General features: G+C 72.4%; 14 protein-coding genes. 6 read left to right on the top strand and 8 right to left on the bottom strand.

Annotated elements, in window-relative coordinates; genetic code table 11:
• Window positions 1-221 precede the first annotated feature (221 nt).
• The 3 genes from ACFYNS_RS10480 (at window position 222) to fxsT (ending at window position 5,005) form a co-directional block, all read left to right on the top strand.
• Window positions 222-584, top strand: coding sequence for a hypothetical protein (locus tag ACFYNS_RS10480; protein WP_360289570.1), 363 nt, complete (start codon window positions 222-224; stop codon window positions 582-584).
• Between the two features lie 25 nt (window positions 585-609).
• Window positions 610-1,923, top strand: coding sequence for an aKG-HExxH-type peptide beta-hydroxylase (locus ACFYNS_RS10475; protein ID WP_388602040.1), 1,314 nt, complete (start codon window positions 610-612; stop codon window positions 1,921-1,923).
• 61 nt (window positions 1,924-1,984) lie between these two features.
• Entirely contained in the window at window positions 1,985-5,005 is a 3,021-nt protein-coding gene (gene fxsT / locus ACFYNS_RS10470) for an FxSxx-COOH system tetratricopeptide repeat protein (RefSeq protein ID WP_360289567.1), read from the top strand.
• A gap of 111 nt (window positions 5,006-5,116) precedes the next feature.
• Here the strand turns inward: fxsT and ACFYNS_RS10465 are convergent, their stop codons facing one another.
• From ACFYNS_RS10465 to ACFYNS_RS10450, 4 genes are all read right to left on the bottom strand, one after another.
• Window positions 5,117-8,971 (bottom strand): multifunctional oxoglutarate decarboxylase/oxoglutarate dehydrogenase thiamine pyrophosphate-binding subunit/dihydrolipoyllysine-residue succinyltransferase subunit, encoded by a 3,855-nt coding sequence (locus tag ACFYNS_RS10465; protein WP_360289565.1) that lies wholly within the window; start codon window positions 8,969-8,971, stop codon window positions 5,117-5,119.
• A gap of 224 nt (window positions 8,972-9,195) precedes the next feature.
• A complete protein-coding gene (locus ACFYNS_RS10460) occupies window positions 9,196-10,341 on the bottom strand; it encodes an ATP-binding protein (protein ID WP_388602118.1) in 1,146 nt (381 codons plus the stop codon).
• Between the two features lie 90 nt (window positions 10,342-10,431).
• Entirely contained in the window at window positions 10,432-11,229 is a 798-nt protein-coding gene (locus ACFYNS_RS10455) for a response regulator transcription factor (RefSeq protein ID WP_360289563.1), read from the bottom strand.
• A 69-nt stretch (window positions 11,230-11,298) separates the two neighbouring features.
• A complete protein-coding gene (locus ACFYNS_RS10450; RefSeq protein ID WP_360289561.1) occupies window positions 11,299-12,084 on the bottom strand; it encodes a spermidine synthase in 786 nt (261 codons plus the stop codon).
• Window positions 12,085-12,520: 436 nt separating this feature from the next.
• Here ACFYNS_RS10450 and lon point away from each other — a divergent pair, with 436 nt between their 5' ends.
• Complete coding sequence (gene lon, locus ACFYNS_RS10445) at window positions 12,521-14,977, top strand: endopeptidase La (RefSeq protein WP_360289559.1); 2,457 nt, start codon at window positions 12,521-12,523, stop codon at window positions 14,975-14,977.
• Window positions 14,978-15,050: 73 nt separating this feature from the next.
• On the opposite strand, the gene ACFYNS_RS10440 is transcribed toward lon, so the two are convergent.
• Window positions 15,051-16,004 (bottom strand): lysozyme, encoded by a 954-nt coding sequence (locus ACFYNS_RS10440; RefSeq protein ID WP_360289557.1) that lies wholly within the window; start codon window positions 16,002-16,004, stop codon window positions 15,051-15,053.
• A gap of 237 nt (window positions 16,005-16,241) precedes the next feature.
• On the opposite strand from ACFYNS_RS10440, the gene ACFYNS_RS10435 reads away from it, so the two are divergent.
• Window positions 16,242-16,757, top strand: a complete 516-nt coding sequence (locus ACFYNS_RS10435) for a MarR family transcriptional regulator (protein WP_360289555.1) — start codon at window positions 16,242-16,244, stop codon at window positions 16,755-16,757.
• A 94-nt stretch (window positions 16,758-16,851) separates the two neighbouring features.
• On the opposite strand, the gene ACFYNS_RS10430 is transcribed toward ACFYNS_RS10435, so the two are convergent.
• Window positions 16,852-17,526 carry a roadblock/LC7 domain-containing protein gene (locus tag ACFYNS_RS10430; RefSeq protein WP_388602034.1) on the bottom strand — a complete coding sequence of 225 codons (675 nt, stop codon included), beginning with the start codon at window positions 17,524-17,526 and terminating at the stop codon, window positions 16,852-16,854.
• Entirely contained in the window at window positions 17,523-20,522 is a 3,000-nt protein-coding gene (locus tag ACFYNS_RS10425; RefSeq protein WP_388602031.1) for a nitrate- and nitrite sensing domain-containing protein, read from the bottom strand. Before ACFYNS_RS10425 ends, ACFYNS_RS10430 begins: the two co-directional genes overlap by 4 nt.
• A gap of 667 nt (window positions 20,523-21,189) precedes the next feature.
• Here ACFYNS_RS10425 and ACFYNS_RS10420 point away from each other — a divergent pair.
• Window positions 21,190-22,014, top strand: coding sequence for a protein phosphatase 2C domain-containing protein (locus ACFYNS_RS10420; RefSeq protein WP_360289551.1), 825 nt, complete (start codon window positions 21,190-21,192; stop codon window positions 22,012-22,014).
• Window positions 22,015-22,097: 83 nt separating this feature from the next.
• On the opposite strand, the gene ACFYNS_RS10415 is transcribed toward ACFYNS_RS10420, so the two are convergent.
• On the bottom strand, window positions 22,098-23,195 hold the full coding sequence (locus ACFYNS_RS10415; protein WP_360289549.1) for a C40 family peptidase: 1,098 nt from the start codon (window positions 23,193-23,195) through the stop codon (window positions 22,098-22,100).
• Between the last annotated feature and the right edge of the window lie 245 nt (window positions 23,196-23,440).

Genomic DNA, 23,440 nt, shown 5'->3' with positions numbered 1-23,440 from the left:
ACGGCGGGCGGGGGCGGACGGAGCGGTGACGACGGACCGAGGGGCGACGGACCGACAGCCCCAGAGGCGAAGGGGGAGAACCGATGCGGTGCACGGGGGAGGACGAGGACCGGCCGAATGCGGCGGCGGCGCCGCTTGCGCGGGTTTCCGGCTATCCGCCTCGGGAAAGAGACACCAGCCGTACCACGACCCCGGAGCGGGGCCCCAGGGAGGAGAAGAGCGTGCCGAAGCGGACCGAGGGCACCGTCCGCAGCCCGGGCCGCGGGCCCGCTGCCGCACCGCAGCCACCCCTGCCCGATCTGACGGGTGTGACCCTGCGCGCCCTTCGGACCTGCGACGATCCTGTTGTCACCGCCGCGGTGGAAAGCGCGCTGCACGCCCCCGAGGAACTGTCGCACGTGTGGCGCTCGTCCGGCACCCAGGGCGGTCAGGTCGAGCGGCGGCACTCCGGCACCCCGCAGGTGAACACCCCGCGGACAGGCCGGAAACGGGGCGCGATCCGGTCAACCTTCAGTCCGGTCCACGGCGTCTCCGACCCGCCCGCGGGCCCGGGAGACGGCGTGGGCCGCCATGAACCCTCTTGAGATACCGGGCCCCCGGCTGCTCCGGATGGGGGAGACCCGACCGGTACCGGGCGAGGCCACCGTGCTGGAAGGCTGGCTGCACAGCAGACGCCTCGTGCTGCTCAAGACCCTGCTGACCCGGGCCGAGCGCGCCCCCCTCGCCGGGCCGGCGGCCCACGCGCTGCGTGCGCACTGGACGCTGCTGGAGGACGCCGAGCAGCTCGACCCCGCCGCGGCGCGCCGCGCCCTCGGCTCCCCGGCGGCCGGCAACTGGCTGGCGCACGCGCTCGCCGCACCGCCCGGGGAGGACTTCGCGGCGGCCGTCGCCGACCTGGGCGCGCTCGCCGCCGCCGTCGCCCTCGCGGCCGGGGCCGACTTCCGGCTCGACCTCCCGGTGTCCGCCGGACGGCTCACCCTTCCCGGACTCGGCGCGTACCTGTGCGCGGCGCCCCGGGTGCGGGTCGCGGCACACGGCGGCACCGTCACCCTCGCCCCGCCCGACGGCGCGCCGAGCTCCCTGGCACGCGGCGCCCTGCTGCGGCACGAGGTGCCGCCGACCGGCCCCTGGCGCCCGCTGAACCCGCTGCCCGGCGGCTGCGCCGTCCTGGACGACCGCGATCCGCACCTCGCCCGCGAGGAGGGCCGTGCCGGGCTCGCGGGCCTGCTGCCGACCACCGTGACGGCACCCGGCGAGGCCCGCGAGTGGCAGGAGCTGTGGACGCGGGCGCTGGCTCTGCTGCGCGACGCCGACCCCGAGCGGGCCGCCGAGGTGGCGGCCCTCGTGCGGACCGTGGTCCCCGTCCGGTGGAAGCCCGACGGACGGGCCAGCGCCACCCGGCTGGCAGCGCCCTGGGCCGTGCTGACGACCCTTCCGGAGTCGCCGCAGGAGATGGCGGAGGTGCTCGTCCACGAGGTGCAGCACAGCAAGCTGGCCGTACTGGGCGGAGTCGTCCGGCTCGGCCACGAGTCCGCCGAGGCCGTCTACCGGGTGGGCTGGCGCAGCGACCCCAGACCGCTGGGCGCCGTGATGCAGGGCACCTACGCACATCTGGCCCTCGCCGACCTGTGGGGCAGGCTCGCGGACCGGGCCGCGGCCCCGGCCGCCGAGCGCGCCGCCGCCCGGCGCCGCGCTGCGGACTACCGGGCCCAGGTCGACCACGCCCTTTTCCTCCTTATGGGCTCTGGTCAACTCACGCGACAGGGCACAGAGTTCGTGGAGGGCATGCGCCGCCGCCACGAGCGGCTCGGGTCCCCGGGCGGCGGGCCGGCCGTCCGCGCCGCGGAGCACGCCGAAGGCGGTGACCCGGCCGACGACGCGGAAAACGCAGCAGACAGGCTGACGAACGGTCACTTTGGGTAATCTCGCCGTACACGTCGCCCGCGGGGGCGGCGACGGCTGCTGGACGAGGGAGAACGCAGGCATGGTCGCTCAGCGGGAAACGGCTCGGGGCAGGCCGCCCGGAGGGGAGTCCGAGCACTTCGTGGTGGTCTTCCCCGGCTATCACCGGGGCTGGGGCAACTGGATCGCGCACCGGCTGGAGAGCCACGGGCACCGCACCACGCTCCAGCGCTGGGACCCGGACCGTGAGCAGCCGCTGGCGGAAGCCCTCGGCGACCTCCAGCTCGCCACGGGACGGGTCCTGCTGGTCATCAGCGACCTGTTCCTCCAGCTCGGCCCGCGCACCGAGGCCGACTGGAACGCCGTGCTGCGCGGCTACGTGGCCGAGCACGCCGAGGAGTTCGCCGCCGTCAACCTCACCAACCGCGAGCTGCTGCCCGCCACCGCCGTACTGGAGCCGGTCAATCTGTGGGGCGTCGGCGAGGAGGAGGCCGAGCGGCGGCTGCTGAACCGGCTGGGGCTGCGGCCCCGCCGGGTGCCCGTCCCGCAGCCCGGCTACGCCAGCCGCTACCCCAACGATCCCCCCGCCGTCTGGGGCGAGGTGCCGCGCCGCAACGGCCGCTTCACCGGACGCGACGTCATCCTCGGCGACCTCCAGCAGCGGCTGATGGACGCCGAGCACGGCGCCGCCGTCTGCACCCTGGTCGGCACGGCCGGTATCGGCAAGACGCAGATCGCGGCGGAGTACGCGCACCGCTTCGCCCCCGACTACGACGTGGTCTGGTGGGTCAACTGCGACCAGCGCAACACCCAGCGCGACACCTTCGGCGCGCTCGCCGCCGAGATCGGCCTCGACAGCTCCGGGGAGGTCGGTGAGCGGGTCCGCGCGGTACGCGACGCACTGCGCCGGAACGAGCCCTCCGGCCGCTGGCTGCTGATCTTCGACGGCTGGGAGGAGCCCGACGACGCGGCCGGCTACCTCCCGCAGGGCGGCAGCGGGCACGTCCTGATCACCTCCCGCAACAAGAGCTGGCGGGCCGGCACCGACATCAAGCAGATCAGCGCCTTCCGCCGGGCCGAGTCCACCGGCTACCTGATGCGCCGCGCCCCGCACATCACCGTCGAGCAGGCCGACCAGGTGGCCGGCGAGTTCCAGGACCTTCCGCTGCAGCTCGCGCAGGCCGCCGCCTGGCTGGGCGAGGAGGGCATGGAGGTGCCCGAGTACCTGCGCATGGTGCGCGGTGTCGGGCTCACCCGGCTGGAGAGCAACACCATGCCGGACGACTACCCGTACTCGTCGCTGACCTCCTGGTCGATGCTGCTCAACAAGCTGCGCAAGTCCGAACCGCGCGCCGTCGAGCTGCTCTCCCTGTGCTCGGTCTTCGCCCCCGGCCGTATCCCGCTGGGCCTCGCCCGGGCCATCCCGTCCGGCGAACTCCCCGAGAGCCTGCGCTGGCTCAGCAGCGACCGCTCCGGCTGGTCCCGCGCCCTGGACTCCCTCGTCAACTACTCGGTGCTCACCCGTGAGGCCCGCGCCCCCGCGATGGGCGACGTCGACCAGAACGACTCCGTGCACATGCACCAGGTCGTCCACAGCGTCATCGGCGAGCTGACCCGAGGGCGCGAGGACGAGGTCTACCGCGACACCGTGCACCGGCTGCTGGTCGAGGCCGACCCGGGAACACCGAACGACAGCCGCCAGTGGGGCCGGTACGCCGAGATGCTGCCCCACCTGGTGGCCTCGGCGGCACCCGCCAGCAAGGAGCGCCGCGTCCAGGAGATGCTGCTCAACTGCCTGCGCTACTGCTTCGCCAGCGGCGAGTACAGCGTCGGCTCCGAGCTGGCCGAGAGCATCCGCGCGGACTGGGAGACGTTCCTGGACCCGGCGGCGGACCAGATGCTGGCTCTGGCCACCCTCCAGGGCAACCTGCTGCGCCAGCGGGGCCGCTTCCGGGAGGCGCAGGTGCTCGACAGCGCCAGGCTGCAGCGGCTGCGCGGAATGCCGCACGCCGACGGTCTCCACGAGGAGGCCGTCATGGACGCCACCAGCTGCCTCGCCTCCGATCTGCGGCTGCTGGGGCAGTACGACGAGGCGCTGCAGTTGCAGGAGCAGGTCGTCGAGGTCTCCCGTCGGCTCTATGGCCCGCTGGAGTGGACGAGCCTGCTCGCCCAGCACAATCTGGCCGTCGGCCTGCGGCTACTGGGCCGCTACGAGGACGCCTACGAAACGGATCTGGACACCCTCCGCAAACGAGAGCAGGAACTGCGCGCCCGGCATCCGCACACCCTCGCCTCCGGCAATGCCAGCGCCCGCGACCTGCGGCTGATGGGCCGCTACCAGGAGGCGCTGGCCCGGCAGGAACTCGGCATGCGGCTGCACCTGCAGGTGCTCGGCGCCCAGCATCCGCAGACCCTCATGGCCCGGCACAATCTGCTGCTGTGCCAGCGCAGGGCGGGCGCCCCGGGCCAGGACATCGCCACCGCCATGGCGCTCCTGCTGGAACAGCACGAGAAGGTGCACAACCGCAGCCACTACTCCACGCTGTCGCTGCTCACCGACTACGGCAACTTCCTGCGCGAGCAGGGCGACGTGGACCTGGCCCGGGAACTGCTGATCGAGGCGGAGGACGGATTCCGCTCGCTGCTCGGCCAGGCGCACCCGGTTCCCACCGCGATGCAGTCCAACGCGGGCCTGGTGCTCCAGGCGGAGGGCGAACGCGACGGCGCGCTCAACATGTTCGAGCAGGCGCTGGTCGGACTCACCACCCTGCTGGGCGCCGACCACCCCACCACTCTGGGCTGCGCCCTGAACGCCAGCGGCGGCCGCAACCTCAGCGAGGCCTTGGAGGACGCCTACGAGCTGAGCGGCGACACTCTGGAGCGCTCCCGGCGGGCACTGGGCGAGGACCATCCGCTCACCCTGTCGTGCATGGTCGCCCACGCGGGCGACCTGCGCTCGCTGCGGCGCCGTGAGGAGGCCCGCGCGCTGGAGAGCACGGCCCTGGAGCGGTTCACCCACTCGCTCGGCGCCCAGCACCACCACACGCTCGCCGCCCGCCAGCGCACCCGTCCCTACTGGGACTACGAGCCGTACCTGGGCTGACCCGCTCGCCGGGGCCGGGCCGCCGCAGCAGCACGCGGTCCGCCCCCGGCACGGCCGAGGGCCCCGCCGCAGATGCGCGGCGGGGCCCTCGGCTTCGTACGGCAGGACCGCTCAGATCTCGAAGACCTCCTTGATGAGCTGCGCCTGCTCCTCCGCGTGCCGCTTGCCCGAGCCCACGGCGGGCGAGGACGAGGACGGTCGGGAGACGCGGCGCAGCCGGTCCGCGTTCGGCACCGGCTCCGAGCCGATGATCAGGTCGAGGTGGTCGACCAGGTTCAGGGCGATGAACGGCCATGCGCCCTGGTTGGCCGGCTCCTCCTGCGCCCAGATGTACTTCTCGGCGTTGGCGAACCGCGCCATCTCGGTCTGGATCTCCTTGCCGGGCAGCGGGTAGAGCCGCTCCAGCCGGATGATCGCCGTGTCGGTCAGCCCACGCTTGGCCCGCTCGGCGTCCAGGTCGTAGTAGACCTTGCCGGAGCAGAAGACCACCTTGCGGACCTTGGCCGGGTCGATACTGCCGTTGTCGACCATGGTGTCGCCGAGGACCGGGCGGAACCCGCCGCTGGTGAACTCCTCCGTCTTCGAGGCCGCCGCCTTCATCCGCAGCATCGACTTCGGGGTGAAGATGACGAGCGGCTTGTGGTGCGGGTTGTGCACCTGCCAGCGCAGCAGGTGGAAGTAGCTGGAGGGCAGCGACGGCATCGCGACCGTCATGCTGTTCTGCGCGCAGAGCTGCAGGAACCGCTCGATACGGGCCGAGGAGTGGTCCGGGCCCTGGCCCTCGTAGCCGTGCGGCAGCAGCAGAGTGACCCCGGAGGTCTGGTTCCACTTCTGCTCGGCCGAGGAGATGAACTCGTCGATGACCGTCTGCGCGCCGTTCATGAAGTCGCCGAACTGCGCCTCCCACATCACCAGCGCGTTCGAGCGGGCCAGCGAGTAGCCGTACTCGAAGCCCATCGCCGCGTACTCGCTCAGCAGCGAGTCGTAGACGTTGTAGCGGGCCTGGTCGTCGGAGAGGTACAGCAGCGGCGTGTAGTCGTCACCGGTGTTCTGGTCCAGCAGCACGGCGTGCCGCTGGCCGAACGTGCCGCGGCGCGAGTCCTGGCCCGCCAGCCGGACCGGGGTGCCCTCCATCAGCAGCGAGCCGATGGCGAGCGTCTCGCCCATGCCCCAGTCGATCGTGTCGTCCTCGACCATCTGCGCGCGCCGCTGGAGCTGCGGCGTCAGCCGGGGGTGGACCGAGACCCGCTCGGGGATGTTGACCTGCGACTCGGCGATCCGCTTGACGACCTCCTGGCTGATGGCCGTCTCCACGTGCACCGGGAACTCCGCCTGCGGGGCTGGAACCTCGGCCGGTGCCGGCGCCGAGGTGGCGTCCCGGACCTCGGTGAAGACCTTCTCCAGCTGGCCCTGGAAGTCCTGGAGCGCCTGCTCGGCCTCCTCCAGCGTGATGTCGCCCCGGCCGATCAGCGACTCGGTGTAGAGCTTGCGCACCGAGCGCTTGCGGTCGATCAGGTCGTACATCAGCGGCTGGGTGAACTTCGGGTTGTCGGTCTCGTTGTGACCGCGGCGCCGGTAGCAGAGCAGGTCGATGACCACGTCCTTGTTGAACGCCTGCCGGTACTCGAACGCCAGCCGCGCCACCCGGACGACGGCCTCCGGGTCGTCGCCGTTCACGTGGAAGATCGGGGCCTCGACCATACGGGCCACGTCCGTCGAGTACATCGAGGAGCGCGCCGACTCGGGGGCCGCGGTGAAGCCGACCTGGTTGTTGATGACCACGTGGATGGTGCCGCCGGTGCGGTAACCGCGCAGCTGCGACATGTTGAGCGTCTCGGCCACCACGCCCTGGCCCGCGAAGGCCGCGTCACCGTGCAGGGCGAGTGGCAGCACCGTGAAGTCCGTGCCGCCCTTGCCGATGATGTCCTGCTTGGCGCGCGCGACACCCTCCAGGACCGGGTCGACGGCCTCCAGGTGGGACGGGTTGGCGGTGAGCGAGACCTTGATCTGCTCGCCGTCCAGGCCGGTGAAGACGCCCTCGGCCCCCAGGTGGTACTTCACGTCGCCGGAGCCGTGCATCGACTTCGGGTCGAGGTTGCCCTCGAACTCCCGGAAGATCTGCGCGTAGGGCTTGCCCACGATGTTCGCCAGCACGTTCAGCCGGCCGCGGTGCGCCATGCCGATCACGGCCTCGTCCAGCCGCGACTCGGCGGCCGCGTCGATCACCGCGTCCAGCAGCGGGATGACGGACTCGCCGCCCTCCAGCGAGAACCGCTTCTGCCCCACGTACTTGGTCTGCAGGAACGTCTCGAACGCCTCGGCGGCGTTGAGGCGGCGCAGGATGCGCAGCTGCTCCTCGCGCTCCGGCTTGACGTGCTGCAGCTCCACCCGGTCCTGGATCCACTTGCGCTGCTTGGGATCCTGGATGTGCATGTACTCGATGCCGGTGGTGCGGCAGTACGAGTCGCGCAGCACGCCCAGGATGTCGCGCAGCTTCATCATGGACTTGCCGGCGAAGCCGCCGACCGCGAACTCCCGCTCCAGGTCCCACAGGGTGAGCCCGTGCTCGGTGATGTCCAGGTCGGGGTGCTTGCGCTGCTTGTACTCCAGCGGGTCGGTGTCGGCCATGATGTGGCCGCGCACCCGGTAGGAGTGGATGAGGTCGAAGACCCGCGCCGCCTTGGTGACGTCGTCGTCGTGCGAGGCGTCGATGTCCTGGTTCCAGCGCACCGGCTCGTACGGGATGCGCAGCGCCTTGAAGATCTCGTCGTAGAAGCCGTTCTCGCCCAGCAGCAGGTTGGCCACCTGGCGCAGGAACTCGCCCGACGCCGCGCCCTGGATGACGCGGTGATCGTAGGTGCTGGTCAGCGTCATCACCTTGGAGACGCCGAGCCGGTTGAGGGTGTCCTGCGAGGTGCCCTGGAACTCCGCCGGGTACTCCATCGCGCCGACGCCCATGATCAGGCCCTGCCCCGGCATCAGACGGGGCACGGAGTGCACGGTGCCGATGCCGCCGGGGTTGGTCAGCGAGCAGGTGACGCCGGAGAAGTCCTCCATCGTCAGCTTGTTGTTCCGGGCGCGGCGGACGATGTCCTCGTACGCCTGCCAGAACTCGAAGAAGGTCAGCGTCTCGGCCTTCTTGATGCCCGCCACGACGAGCTGCCGCTCGCCGTTCGGCTTCACCAGGTCGATGGCCAGGCCCAGGTTCACGTGGTCCGGCTTGACCAGAGTGGGCTTGCCGTCCTTCTCGGTGAACGCGTGGTTCATCGAGGGCATCGCCTTCAGCGCCTGCACCATGGCGTAGCCGATCAGGTGCGTGAAGGACACCTTGCCGCCGCGGGCGCGCTTGAGGTGGTTGTTGATGACGATGCGGTTGTCGAACAGCAGCTTCACCGGGACCGCGCGCACGGACGTGGCCGTGGGCAGCTCCAGCGAGGCGTTCATGTTCTTGGCCACGGCCGCTGAGGGGCCGCGCAGCGCTACGTACTCCGGTCCCTCGGCGCTCTCCGCCTCCGCCGCCTTCGCGCCGCCCGACTGCGCGGGCTGCTGCGCCGCCGGCTTGGCGGGCGCGGCCTGCTTCGGCGCGGGCTGTGCCTGCTTCGGCTGCGCGGCGGCCTGCTTCGGCGCGGCGGCCTGCGCCGGCGCGGGTGCCTCGGCGGGCTGTGCCGCGGCCTGTCCGGACGCGGCCGGCTGCTGGGCCGGGGCGGCCTTGGCTGGCGCCGGGGCGTTGTCCCGGGGGGTGCCCGCGCTGTTCGGCGCCGTGCTTCCGTCGGAGGACTCCGGCTGATAATCAGCGAAGAAGTCCCACCAGGCTCGGTCTACCGAGTTCGGGTCCTGGAGGTACTGCTGGTAGATCTCGTCGACGAGCCACTCGTTCGGGCCGAACGACGGGCCGGGGTCCTTGCCCGGACCGTCCTTCCGTTCCGTGGTGGTGCTCGATGAGCTGTTGGGGGACTGTGACGACACGGCGGCAACCGCCCTCTTCCGCTTCCTTAGGTGGTGGACAGCGGAAATAAAGGCTACGCCTCTCCGGACGATTGGTGGAGTCCGGGCCGCTCTTGGTCACGTACATCACATCGCGGCGGCGGTTTCGGGGCGGAATTTGGCGGGAATCACTCCCGGTTCCGCCTCGGCACCGGAACCGGGCAGCCCCTATTTCGCGTCTGCGGGGTTTCACCTGCGAGGCTACGTCAAACCTGCGGCTCGTTCTTCCCCGGAAGAGTGAGCTGGATCCGGCAACCGCGGGGAGATTCAGCCACCCTGATCCGCCCCCCGTGCAGTTCCACCGCCCACCGGGCTATCGCCAGCCCCAGGCCGGTGCCGCCTCCCGGGCTGATCCCGCCGCCCTTGCGGCCGGTGGCCGACTCGGTGCTGTGCGTGCCGTTGAACCGGTCGAAGACCCGGTCCCGCTCCGACTCGGGGATGCCGGGCCCCTCGTCCAGCACCTCCACCTCCAGGCTCCCGTGGCCCTCGGCGGCCGCGCCGGGCCTGGCCCGCACCGTGACCCGGCCGTGCTGCGGGCTGTGCTTGACGGCGTTGTCGATCAGGTTGGCCACGACCTGGTGCAGCCGCTCGGGGTCCGCGTAGGCCCGCAGCTCGGGCGGGGAGACGTCCAGATGCAGATGGACGTCCTTGCGGGAGCGGCCCGAGCCCTTGCTCATGTTGGCCTCCTTCAGCACCCCCGCCAGATACGGCCACACCTCGAAGCGCCGCGAGCCCAGCGGTACCACCCCGTTGTCCAGCCGGGAGAGGTCCAGCAGATGGTCCACGAGGCGGCCCAGGCGCTCGGTCTGCGACAGGGCGGTGCGCATCGTCTCCGGATCGGCCTCCGAGACCCCGTCCACCACGTTCTCCAGCACCGCGCGCAGCGCCGCGATCGGGGTGCGCAGCTCGTGCGAGACATTGGCCACCAGCTCCTTGCGGTGCTGGTCGACGGCCTCCAGGTCGGCCGCCATCCGGTTGAAGTTCGCAGCCAGCTCACCGAACTCGTCACGCCGCTCGCCGCGCACCCGCCGGGAGTAGTCGCCGCCGGCCATCGCCTTGGCCACGCTGCTCATCTCGTCCAGCGGCGCGGTCAGCGACTGCGCCACGAACTGGGTGATCAGCAGCGAGGCCACGATGGAGATGATCGTGATGACGCGCAGCTCGGTCGCGGACTGCACGGCGAAGAGCGCCAGCAGTGTGGTGATCACCACGGAGACGATCACCAGCCAGCCCAGCGCCGCCTTCACCGACCGGTACGGGTCGACCGGCCGCAGGCCCTCCCACAGCTGGCCCCAGGCCTCGGCACCCTGCCGCGCCGCGGCCCGGCGGCAGCGGACCAGCGCACGGCCCAGGAAGCGGACGACCCGGCGCGCGCACGAGCGGGTGCGCGCGCGGAGGGAGATGGACACGGAAACGGACACCTCGCTCCGTCCCTCCGGCCGTCAGGAGCCCTCGGCCGCGGCGCCCGTGACCGGTGCCGGCGCGCCGTCCGGGTTGCCCGGCGTCTCCAGCGCGTAGCCGACCCCGTGCACGGTGCGGATCCGCTCCGCGCCGATCTTGCGGCGCAGCGCCTTGATGTGGCTGTCGACGGTGCGGGTGCCGGAGGCGTCGGCCCAGTCCCACACCTCGGCCAGCAGCTGCTCGCGCGAGAGCACCGCACGGGGTGAGTGGGCCAGGCACACCAGCAGATCGAACTCGGTGGGTGTCAGGTGCACGTCCTCGCCGGTGACCCGGACCCGCCGCTGCGCGTGGTCGATCTCCAGCTCCCCGAGCCGCAGGATGCCGCTGCGCGGCGTGTGCGCGGCCAGGGTGGCCCGCTCGACCCTGCGCAGCAGTACATGCACGCGGGCCGCGACCTCGCGCATGGAGAAGGGCTTGGTCATGTAGTCGTCGGCGCCCACGCCGAGACCGACCAGCATGTCGGTCTCGTCGTCCCGCGCGGTCAGCATCAGCACCGGCACCGGACGCTGGGCCTGCACCCGGCGGCAGACCTCCAGGCCGTCGAATCCGGGCAGCATCACGTCCAGCACCAGCAGGTCCGGCTGCCAGGCCTCCGCGGTGTCCACGGCGGCCGGCCCGTCCCCGGCGGTCTGCACCTGGAAGCCCTCGGCGCGCAGCCGCCGCGCGAGGGCGTCCACGATGGTGGGGTCGTCCTCCACGACGAGAATGCGGCGCTGCGCGCCCGGGGTGGTCGCGGCGGCAGCGCCGCCAGGTGTCTGAGTGGTGTTCTTCTGGTCCATGCGACCCCGCCCCTGTGGCTCTTCCGGCTTTCCTGAGACAGCAGCGTAAGGGCCTGCTACGGGCCTCGGCTACGCCGGTCGTGCCGCGAAGTGGACCACGTCGGGGACGCCTCGGGCGACCGGGATCTCATCCGTCCGAACACGGCAGAAGCCCGCATTGCGCAGAGATCCCTCGAATGCGGGCGACGGCTGGGCCGACCACACGGCCAGGACCCCGCCGGGTGCCAGGGCCGCGCGGCAGGCGGCCAGCCCGGCGGGGGAGTAGAGGGTGGAGTTGCCGTCGGTGACCGTCCACTCCGGACCGTTGTCGATGTCCAGACACAACGCGTCGAACCGGGGCCCGGTCTCGGCGGCCCGATGGACATACGCCACCAGGTCGGCCTCCACCAGTTCGGTGCGCGGGTCGGCCAGTGCCGGTCCCGAGATGCCGGCGAGCGGTCCGCCGCGGTGCCAGTCGAGGATCGCGGGCTCCCGTTCGACGACCGTCACCCGGCCCCAGTGCGGCTCGGCCGCTGCTTCCGCCAGCGAGAAACCGACCCCGAGGCCGCCGATGAGCAGCCGCGGGCCGGCCGGGTGGTCCGTGCCGTCCGTGCGGTCCTCCGGGTCCGGGGGAGTCACCGCCCTACCGGAGTGGTCTTCCCCACCCCGGGAGAGTTCGTCCCGGGCCGCCCGCACCAGAAGCCGTTCCGAGCGGCCGTCGGAGGTGTCCATCAGGAAGCAGCCATTGGCGATGATCTCGAAGTGCGCGCCGCGCTGCCGCAGGACGACCTCGCCGTACGGGCCCGAGCGCCGCTCGAGGGTGACTGTCTGCTCCGCGGCGGCTGAGCGGGTCGCGGGGATCGCGGGGTTCGACATGGGAGCAGGGTAGGGCGGCTGTGGTGATCCGATGAGAATGATCATGTCAATCTCACCCCGAGGTGGGGCGTATCGCAGGGGTGTTCAACGGGACGTGGGGGGAATGTGAACGCGCGTCGGTCCATAGCTCTCGGTGCCACTGTCGTCGCACTGGGCGCGCTCGGTGCTTGCGGGAGCGATGACTGCGACAGGGGCGACCGGTCCGAGGGCGGCGCCCTGACGGGAGGGACCGGCCCGCAGGACGGCGGCGGTGGCGACACTCCGGAGGGCGCCTCGTGTCGGCGGGTGCAGGGGTGGCCGGGCGATCGCCGGGAATGCGGGGCGCCGGGAGGCCCGATCGCTCACGGCGAACACGTCCTCCCCCTCTGTGGGGAACATCAGCAGCCTCAAAAGCATTGAGCGGGTACTACTCAACTTGCCTGCCTAGGGAGAGATCATGGCTGCTGAGTCCCTGGAGTCCACACCACTCACCCTGCCCGTGCTGCCCATCGACGCCGAGGACGGTGTCGTGCTGCCGGGAATGGTGGTGCCGCTGGAACTCTCGGACAACGATGTGCGGGCCGCCGTCGATGCCGCGAAGTCAGCTGCCTCGGACGCGCCCGACGGTGAGAAGCCGCGGGTACTGCTCGTCCCGAGGGTCGCGGGCAGCTATGCGGAGATCGGTGTCGAGGGCCGGGTGGAGCAGACCGGCCGGCTCGCGGACGGCGACCCCGGGGCGCTGATCCGCGGGCTGCGCCGGATCCGCGTCGGTACCGGGACGACCGGCCCCGGTGCCGCCCTGTGGGTCGAGGGCACGCCCGTCGCCGAGACCGGGCCCGACCCTTCCCCAGCCTCCGGCCGGGGAGGCTCCAAGCCCGGCCAGGTCGCCGAGCAGATGAAGGAGTACAAGGCGCTCATCACCGACTGGCTGCGCAAGCGCGGCGCCTGGCAGGTCGTGGACCGGGTGCAGCAGATCGACGACGTCGGCCAGCTCGCCGACAACGCGGGCTACTCCCCGTTCCTGTCCACGGAGCAGAAGCTGGGGCTTCTGGAGACCACCGACCCGGTGGAGCGGCTCCGGCTCGCCACCGCCGCGCTGCGCGAGCACCTGGCCGAGCAGGACGTGGCCGAGTCCATCGCCAAGGACGTCCAGGAGGGTGTGGACAAGCAGCAGCGCGAGTTCCTGCTGCGCCGCCAGCTCGACGCGGTCCGCAAGGAGCTGAGCGAACTCAACGGCGACCCGGAGGACGAGAGCGAGGACTACCGCGCCCGCGTCGAGGCCGCCGGTCTGCCCGAGGAGGTCGAGAAGGCCGCCCTCAAGGAGGTCGACAAGCTGGAGCGCTCCAGCGACCAGTCGCCCGAGGGCAGCTGGATCCGCACCTGGCTCGACACCGTCCTGGAGATGCCCTGGAATGAGCGCACCGAGGACGCCTACGACATCACCAGCGCCCAGAGCGTGCTGGACGCGGACCACGCCGGGCTGCAGGACGTCAAGGAGCGCATCACCGAGTACCTCGCCGTCCGCAAGCGGCGTGCCGAGCGCGGACTCGGCGTCGTCGGCGGACGACGCGGCGGAGCGGTGCTGGCGCTGACCGGTCCGCCCGGGGTCGGGAAGACCTCGCTCGGCGAGAGCGTCGCCCGTGCGATGGGCCGGAAGTTCGTCCGCGTCGCGCTCGGCGGCGTCCGGGACGAGGCCGAGATCCGCGGCCACCGGCGCACCTACGTCGGAGCCCAGCCGGGCCGGATCGTCCGGGCCGTCAAGGAGGCCGGATCGATGAACCCCGTCGTGCTGCTGGACGAGGTCGACAAGGTCGGCTCCGACTTCCGGGGCGACCCGGCGGCCGCGCTGCTGGAGGTGCTGGACCCCGCGCAGAACCACACCTTCCGGGACCACTACCTGGAGGTCGAGCTCGACCTGTCCGACGTCGTCTTCCTGGCCACCGCCAACGTCCTGGAGGCCGTGCCGCAGCCGCTGCTCGACCGGATGGAGGTCGTCGAGCTCGACGGGTACACCGAGCACGAGAAGGTCACCATCGCCCGCGACCACCTGCTGCCCCGGCAACTGGAGCGGGCCGGGCTGGAGAGCGGCGAGGTCGTCATCGAGGAGCCCGCGCTGCGCAAGCTGGCCGCGGAGTACACCCGGGAGGCAGGCGTCCGCTCGCTGGAGCGGTCCGTCCAGCGGGTGCTCCGCAAGGTGGCGGCCAAGCACCAACTGGGCGAGGCCGAGCTGCCCTACAGCGTCGGGGTGGACGCGCTGCGCGAGCTGATCGGCCGTCCCCGGCACACCCCCGAGGCCGCGCAGGACCCGGCCGAGCGCCGCACCGCGGTGCCGGGCGTGGCGACCGGACTGGCCGTCACCGGCGCCGGGGGCGATGTGCTCTTCGTCGAGGCGTCGCTGGCCGACCCCGAGACGGGCGCCTCCGGGCTGACCCTGACCGGCCAGCTCGGCGACGTGATGAAGGAGTCCGCGCACATCGCCCTGTCCTACCTGCGCTCCCGCGGCGCGGAACTGGAGCTGCCGGTCGGCGATCTGAAGGAGCGCGGCATCCACCTGCACGTACCGGCGGGCGCCGTGCCCAAGGACGGCCCCAGCGCCGGTGTCACCATGACGACGGCCCTGGCCTCGCTGCTGAGCGGTCGCCAGGTGCGGCCCGAAGTGGCGATGACCGGTGAGGTGTCGCTGACCGGCAGGGTGCTGCCCATCGGCGGCGTCAAGCAGAAGCTGCTGGCGGCGCACCGGGCCGGAGTGACCACGGTGGTCATTCCGAAGCGCAACGAGCCCGACCTGGACGACGTTCCGGCGGAGGTGCTGGAGGGTCTCGACGTCCACCCTGTCTCCGACGTCCGCCAGGTCCTGGAGCTGGCGCTGACCCCCGCGCAGGCACCTGCGAGGGAGGCGCCGGTCGCGGCGTGACGGGTGTGACCGGCGCAGAGTGGCCCCCGCCGGACGGCGGGGGCCACTCGCATGCGTGGTGTGACGGAACTGCTCAGCCTCCGTTGGCCAGAACCTTCAGACGTGTCATCGACCCGTTGAAGTAGTCGTGGTCACCCACGGTCGGGCCGCTGGAGGTGTACTGCCAGAAGGTGTAGAAGCCCCACCCGGCCGGGAGGGTGCCCGGTGCGGAGGCGTAGCGGGCGATCCAGAGCGGGTTGGAGTTCCCGAAGGCGCTGCTGTTGCCGGTGCACTGGGTCCACCAGCTCGTGGTGGTGTAGATGACCGCGTCGCGCCCGGTCCGCGCCTTGTAGGTGCTGGTGAAGTCCTTGATCCAGTTCACCATCGCGCTCTTGCTCAGGCCGTAGCAGGTCGCGCCGTAAGGGTTGTACTCGATGTCGAGCACGCCCGGCAGGGTCTTGCCGTCCTTGCTCCAACCGCCGCCGTTGCCGGCGAAGTAGTTCGCCTGCGTGGCGCCGCTGGAGGAGCTGGGCAGCGCGAAGTGGTAAGCGCCCCTGATCATGCCCACGTTGTAGGAGCCGTTGTACTGCTGGGCGAAGTAGGGGTTCTTGTAGCTGGTGCCCTCGGTCGCCTTGGAGTAGGCGAAGCGGACCCCGCTGTTCCACAGCGTCGACCAGGCGACGTTCCCCTGGTGGCTGCTGACGTCCACGCCGTGCACCGATGCGAGCAGGCCGGCGCGGTTCTTGTCGGGCTGGGTACCGTCGGTGGAGTCGGCTTCGTGCATCCGCACGCCCGCGCCCATCCAGGCTTCGCCGCGCTTGGCGGGCGCCTTGGGGTTGCCGCGCAGGCCCTCGGTGCTCTTGGCCGATTCCGAGGCCTTGCCAGGTGTCGTGGCCTTGGCCGACTTCGTACCGCTGTCCCCGTTGCCGGAAGCGGCCGAGGCCGCGCCCGGAAGTGCCAGGACGAGTGCGAGAAGGGAGACGAACATCCCGATGACAGCCGCGGTTCCGCGTCTGCGACGGGCCGTACCGGATCTGAAGCTGGGCATCGCTGCCTCCGGAGCCTCGGTGGTGGGGGTCTGGTACGTACGTAGTATTTACCGATGTGGGGGGTTTTGCTCTGCGACGCGCGGGAGCAACAACACGCCACTGGTGTGGTCATGTCAGGACGAAGGTACGCGCGTAGACCGGCCACGCGGAAGACGCCCCGACTGCTGCCGTTGGTCTACTCCTGCGAAATACTGGCGGAGCTGCGACTATCGGGCGCGCTGGAGATAAGTTTCTTCATGGAAAACGCCGGAGGCACCACTGACGTGCACAAGAAGTCCACAGACCCCGCGGGCCACGAGGACCCGGCAGAGCCGTTCGGCCCCGAATGCCTCGACGTCGAACGGGAGTTGGCCGTCTTCCTGCGCCGCGCCCGCGCCTCCTCGGGCGAGATGGCCCGCCAGGTCCACCCCGACCTGGAACCCGCCGCGTACGGACTGCTGGTCCGCCTCGAGGACACGGGCGAGCAGCGGGCGACCGAACTTGCCGCCTACTTCGGTGTCGGCAAGGCGACGATAAGCCGCCAGCTGCACGCGCTGCTGCAGCTCGGCCTGGTCGACCGGCGCACCGACCCCGCGGACCGGCGAGCTTCGCTCGTCCGCCTCACGGCGGAGGGCCGGGAGCGGTTCACCCGGGTACGGGACGCGCGCCGCCTGTCCTACGCCCGCAAGCTCGCCGCCTGGGACCGCAAAGAGATCGCCGAGCTGGCCCGCCTCCTGCACCGCCTCAACTCGCTGGCCGACCAGGACGAGTAGCCGCAGGGACGAGTGGCCGCAGGGACGAGTGGCCGCAGGGACGAGTGGCCGCAGGGACGAGTGGCCGCGGGCGTCCGGGAGCCCCGCGGCAGCTCTACCGGCCCGCGCCCGCGCCCACCGCTCCCCGCAGCTCACTGCGCAGCTCGGGCGTCAGCACATGCCCGGCCCGGCCGACGAACAACCCCATCTGGTAGCCGACCGCTGCCATGTCGCAGCCGGCCGCGGCATGCACCCCCAGCAGCGAGCCGTCCCCGATGGCCATCACGAGCAGCGCACCCTCGTCCATGGAGACGATGGTCTGCTTCACCATGCCGGCCTCCATCAGCTCGGCCGCGGCGAACGTCAGCGAGGCCACCCCGGACACCAGAGCGGCCAGGTCCCCGCTGGTGCCGCGCGGACCGGCGGCCGGGCGTCCGCCCCGCCGCCGCACCGGAATGCCCGCCCGCGTGGTGCCCGCCTGCTCGCGGGCCGCCGCCGGAGTCCCCGCACCCTGCCCCGCGTACGCGGGCTGCTGCTCCCGGAGCCCGGCGTGCTGCTCCTGGCGCCGTCCCTGCTCGGCGCCCACGACGGAGCGGCCGTACTCGGTCCCCAAGGCGGAGGACCCGTGCTCGACGCCGAGCGCGGGGTCGGACGCGAGCAGCAGCAGGCCGTCGGACGAGACGACCGCCACGGACCGGATCCCCGGCACCTCTTCGACCAGTTTGCCGAGCAGCCAGCGAAGGTTACGTGCCTCCGCGCTGCCGGACGTGCCCGTGTTGAGCGGGTTCACTTACGTGCCTCCTCGGCGGTACCACCGTCAAGCTGCGCCCCCGCTCGCTTTTCCGCACTGCTGATGTCCTCGGGCTGCGCGCCCCGTGCCTCCTGATCGCTTCCCCGGCCCTCCCGGTCCCGCGGAGTGTCCTGCTGCCCGTGTCCGGCGTGTCCGGCGTGCGGCTCCGACCCGTCGTGTCCGCTGTGCGGCTCCGGCCCGGCGTGCCCGGCGTGGCCCTCGTACGCCTGCCGCACATCCTGCCCGGCGTGCCGACCCTGCGCGTCCTGCTCGTCGTGCGCGGCGTGTTGCTCCTGTTCCCGGAGCGCGGCGGGCCGGTTCTGCTCGTCGTGCGGCGTGTCCAGCCCGTCGTGTTCGGCGGCCTCGTCGTGCTCGTCGTGCTCGTCGTGCTCGTCGTGTTCGGCGTGCTCCTCGTGCCGGATCCGTTCGGCCTCGGGCGAACCGGCGGGAGAGGGGACCCTGGCGGCCGTGGGTGCGGCCTGCGCTCCCGCGTCCCGGAGTCCCTCACGGGCCCCCTGCTGGAACCCGTCGAGCCTGCGGCGCAGCTCCTCCGCGGTGGCGCCGCTGCGCGGATGCGGGACGGCCGACTCGCGCGGCGTCTCCCTCCGCACCCGCTGCGGCAGGCCCGGATGGGTAAGGGGGCCCCGGGGCTCGGGGTGCCGCGCCTCCGGCCCGGCGGCACCCAGCCCTGATGCGCCCGTCCCCGAGGTGCCCGGCGCGGCTGCCCCCGTCCAGGCGGCTGCCTCGACTGCGGCGGCGTCCGGCTCCTCCCGCGCCTCCGGCTCCTCCGACCGCGCGTGCACCTGTTCCTCGGCCTGAGGGTGCCGGTCCGCGGGCCGTTCGTGGTCCTCCGCTCCGGGCGGCTGCTCCGCCCCGTCGCCGCTGCCGGGCAGCAGGGTCCGGGGCACCGTCACCTCGGCCACGGTGCCGCCCGCCTCCCGGCCGCGCAGCTCCACCCGGATTCCGTGCCGGGCCGACAACCGGGCGACCACGTACATCCCCAGACCCCAGCCACTGTTCGCCCGCAGCGCCTCGACCTCGGTCGCGGCCTGCGGTTCGGCCAGCCGGGTGTTGAGCTCGGCGAGCTGCGGCTCGGGCACGCCCTGGCCCTCGTCCTCCACGGACACCAGGGCGGCTCCGCTCTCCAGCAGCCGGGCGCCCAGACGCACTCCGGATCCGGCAGGGGAGAAGCCCGCCGCGTTGTCGAGGAGTTCGGCGACCAAGTGGCTGAGGTCGTCGGCGGCGGACCCGGTGACCGGTACCTCCGGCGCCGGTGTCCCCAGCTCCACTCGCTCGTACTCCGCTATCTCGCTGACAGCCGCGCGCAGCACGTCCAGCAGCGGTGCCGGGGCCACGGCCGCGGACGAGTCGTGACCTTCGGTGCGGTCCGCACCCGCCAGCAGCAGCAGATTCTCGCTGTGCCGCCGCATGCGCGTGGCCAGGTGGTCCAGTTTGAAGAGGGTGTCGAGCCGGTCGGGGTCGGCCTCCCTCTCCTCCAGCCCCTCGATGATGCCGAGCTGGTGTTCGACCAGCGAGAGGGTGCGGCTGCCCAGATCGGCGAACGCGCTGCGGTCCGCCCCCGCGCCGTCACCGGCGGCCTCGTGCGCGCTCTCGCCGACACCGTCCGCAATCGTGTCCGTCGCACCCGTCGCATGCGTCGGCGCCGCGGCCGTGCTGTGCGGGGCCGCGATGGGCGACTGCTCATGCGCCGCTCGGAGCTCTTCCCGCAGGGCGTCGCACTCTTCTCCCAGCAGCTGGTGGCGCTCGGTCAGTTGCGCCTTCTCGACAGCGAGCTGGTCCTGTTCCTTCTCCGCGCACGCCGACCGGCGCCGCAGGTCGGTCGCGGTTGCCCGCAGCGTGTTGAGCGCTCGCACCACGTCCGCGAACTCGTCGTTGCGGCCGCGGAAGGTGATCGGCTCCTCGCCCACCGGGTCCTTGCCGAGCCGCTGAGAACCGCGCTTGAGCACGGAGAGCGGGCGAGTGAGCGAGCGGGCGACCGCGACACTGACGGCGACGGCGAGCAGCAGGCAGCCACCCACCAGCCCGGCACGCAACTGCAGTGCCGTCACATCGTCGTCCCGCAGCTTCTCCAGGCGCTTGGTCTCCGCCGCCGCGAACGACGACTGCACCCCGCGCATATGGGCGAGGCGGGCCGAGACGGAACTGTCGAACCGCTCCTGGTCCAGCGCGCGCACACCGGGAGTGAGCCGGTTCTGCGCGGTGACGGACTTCAGGTAGCGCTCGGCGACGTTCACGTCCGTACCGTTCACGGTCGTGCGGTAGCGGTCGCGTGCCGCGGTGTCGGCCGTCTCCTCGAAGTCCGCCAGGGCCGCCTGTTCCCGGACCCGGGCCTGCCCCGCCGCCGTCACCAGAGCGCGCTGGGAGCCCTGCCCTGCGAGGGCCCCTTCCAGCAGTCCGCGGGTGGCCGACGCCTGGTCGACGGCGCGGGCCAGGTCGGGGAGTGCCGCCGCTGTCCGGTCGGCCGCCCGCGCGGGCAGACCGTCGGCGATGCCGCGGGTGAGGTGGCGGAGGGGCTGGATGATCTCGGAGTAGGCGTCATGGGAGTCCAGCGGATCACCCTTGCCCGCCAGAGCACGCTGCCGGACTCCGGGCAGTTTCTCGAGCGCCTCGACGATCGAGGACGGGGAGGCGGACGATCCCGCGGGGCCCGACGGCGCCGCCGCCGCTGCCGTACGCAGCTCGCGGGCCAGCCGGTCCACCCGGTTGCGCTGGGCTTCGCTGACGCCCGTGCCGCTCTTGTCTCCCCCGCCGCCCGCGGCGTGGCGTTCGACCATTGCGTCGCGCTCGTCTGCGAGGGAGTGGGACAGGGCGATGGCCTGCTGGTCGAGCCGCGCCAGGTCGACGAGGTCCTGGGCGTCGGCGGCGTCCCGGGAACCGGCGACGAGGGTGGGTGCACCGGCCGCCACCACCGCCACGGCTCCCACCGCGACGGACACCAGCAGCCGGTTGCGCGCCCGCGCGCGCCGACGTCGCACGGGGGTGAGGTTCTCCGTGTCCGCCGCAGCGGGGGGTTCCGCGTTCCTCGTGGTTTCCGCGTCCCCGGTGGCGCCGGTGCCGGTCGCCGTTGCCCGGGAAACGTCCGCTTTGAGACGTTGCTTCTTCCGCACCCGCACTCGCAATCTCGTCCCGCCTCTCCCGGAGCCCGGGCGGCACAGTCCAACGTGTGTGGCGAGAGGGTGGCCCCGCCCCCGCGCCGGCACCCTTCCGCGTCCTTCCGTCCCCAGCTACCTCTCCGGGCCCCTGGACGCGCGGTGCTCGGCAGGGGTGTCCCCACACTCGACGACCGACCTTGGCAGTGCGCTCCTGAGGCGGGTGAGAATCCCCTGCTGGGCCACCCGAAGGAGTGAACATCACTCCTCGGCGGCGGAACAACTCGGCCCGAGCCGGGCGATGTCCGTCCCTCGGGCACTGGTTGGAAATCCGCGCGCGGTCCTGGCAGGATGCCTGCCGCACTGTGCGGAGGACTCGGTTCCGTTCGGTGTCCGAGCGCTTTCCGGCCTGCCCGCCCACGTGCGTACCCGGAAGCGGCTCCGAACGGAGGGCTCCCGGTGCCCTTCCGGCCCGGTGGACGGCAGGGTGTGCGGTGAGCGGCACGGCGGTCACCGGCTCTTCGGCGATCCGCCGTCGGGCAGACTGCGGACCATGCGCATCGACATGGTCACCGAGCCCGGCAGTCCCCGACGCCTCAACGAGGACTACATGTCGGCCGCTGTTCCCGCTGCCGACGGCGGCGGAGCGCTCGTGGTGCTGGACGGTGTCACCCCACCGGAGCAGGACGGCTGCCGTCACGGGGTGCCGTGGTTCGTGGCGCGGCTGGGGGGCGCGCTGCTCGAACTGGCGGGGACACGCCGGGACATGCCGCTGGCCGAATGCCTCGGTGTCGCCGTCGTCCGGACCGCGGACGCTCATCGCGACACATGTGATCTTTTTCACCCCCGTACCCCTCAGGCAACCGTCGTCGCTGCCCGCTGGGACGAGGAGCGGGTCGAACATCTGGTGCTGTCCGATTCCGCACTCCTCCTGGAGACCGCCGACGGCACGGTGCACCCGCTCCTGGACCGACGGCTGGCCGAACTGCCCGCCACGGTCCGCGACCTGCGCGACCGGGCCCGTCTGACCGGTGAGGCAGCCGATCGGACGGCCTACGTGGACGCCGTGGAGGCGCTGCGCAACGCGCCGGACGGCAGGGGCTTCTACACGGCCGCCGTCGATCCGGGTGTCACCGCGTACGCGGTGACGGGCAGTCACCACAGGGGCGACGTCCACGCCCTGCTCGCCGTCACCGACGGCGCAGCCCGCTGGACGGAGACCTTCCACCTCGGAGACTGGGCCGGACTCCTCGCCCTCGTGCGCAAGGAAGGCGCGCGCGCCCTCGTCCAGCGCGTGCGGACCGCCGAGTCGGAGTCGGCACCCCGGCGCGGCAAACAGCACGACGACGCCACGGTGCTGCTCGCCGAGCTGGACTGAGCCCGGGGCCGTCGCCGCCCCCGTGGGCGAGCCCGGGGCCGAGGCACCCTCCGCGGGGCGCGGCCGCGCCAAGGCCGCCCGCCTCACGCGCGCCGTCCGTCCGGTCGTACCGCGCCGATGGGCGGGTCCACGGCGAGTTCGGTCAGGCGGACCTCGCTTCCGGGGCGTGGAGCCTGCACCACACGGCCCCCTCCCGCATACATGGCCACATGCGTCGCACGTTCGAAATAGATCACCAGATCGCCCGGGCGCAGCTCGTCCAGCCCGACCTTCGGCAGCCGGCGCCACTGCTCCTGACTGGTACGCGGGATCTCCCGGCCCGCGTGGCGCCACGCCTGCCGGGTGAGCCCGGAGCAGTCGAACGCCCCCGGCCCCTCGGCGCCCCACACATACGGTTTGCCGATCTGCTCCAACGCCCAGTCGAGTGCCTTCCGCCCCTGAGCGGAAGCGGGTCGGCTCGCGCCGCTGGGATCCAGCGCGCCCCCGGCCACCAATTTCTGCTGCGCGGCGTCCGTACGCTCGCCCTCGAGGGCGCCGAGGCGGGCGAGCTGCTCCCCGGTCAGCGACGAGAGCAGTCCCTCGACCTTCCGCAGCCGTTTGCGCACCTCGTTGCGCTGATGCTTCTTGCGGTCCGCCAGCCGCTCCTGCCGAGCCACCGCCGCGCGCGCCTTGCGGGCCGCGGCCGTGTGCCGGCGCTGCCCCTGGGCGAGCCGGCGCAGCGTGTCCGCCTGGTCGTCCGCCGCCCGCTGGAGCAGGTGCCCCCGATCGAGCAGCCGGTGGGGCTCCCGCGTGAGCAGCATCCGCACTGCCGGAGGGATTCCCGTACCCCCGTTCCGGTACTGCTGCCGGGCCAGCTCACCGGCGCGTCGCCGCTCCCGCGCCAGCACCGAACGGGAGCGACCCAGTTCGGCCTGCGCCCGCCGGGCCGCCACGCGCTGTGCCTTCAGCTTCTCCGCCGTGCCGTTGTACGCCTCCGAAGCCTCCTCCGTGCGCTGGTACAGCACACTCAGTTCGCCCAGCAGTTCCCCGAGAGACCCGTGCCGCGCGCTCGGCGGACCCGGTTCCGGACCCGGCTGCGGAGCACCGGGCGCTCTCGCTCCCGCCGCCGGTACCGCACCGGCGTCCACCACCGCGCCGGGCACCAGCACAGCCGCGGCCGCCAGCACGAGCCCCACCGACATCGCACCGGCCCTCGACCGGGCAACCGCGCCCGGCTCTTCTCCGCGCGCCCGTCGCGCCCCGGCCTCCCGCAACACCCTCAACACCGCGCACCTCGTTCCCGAGCGGCGTCTCCCCGTCCTCGACCGCTCTGCCGCGATCGTGGCACGGCAGCCCACCCCGCCTCAGGGCGAGCTGCGCGGCTGGACGCACGGCTCTCACCCGATCGGGAGGCTGCCGCGCCCGCACCCCGCCCCGGCCGCGGCCG

Source organism: Streptomyces sp. NPDC006925, from assembly GCF_042869575.1.
Taxonomy (GTDB): domain Bacteria; phylum Actinomycetota; class Actinomycetes; order Streptomycetales; family Streptomycetaceae; genus Streptomyces.
Note: the sequence above shows the minus strand (reverse complement) of the source record. Positions and strands in the feature narration are given on the sequence as shown.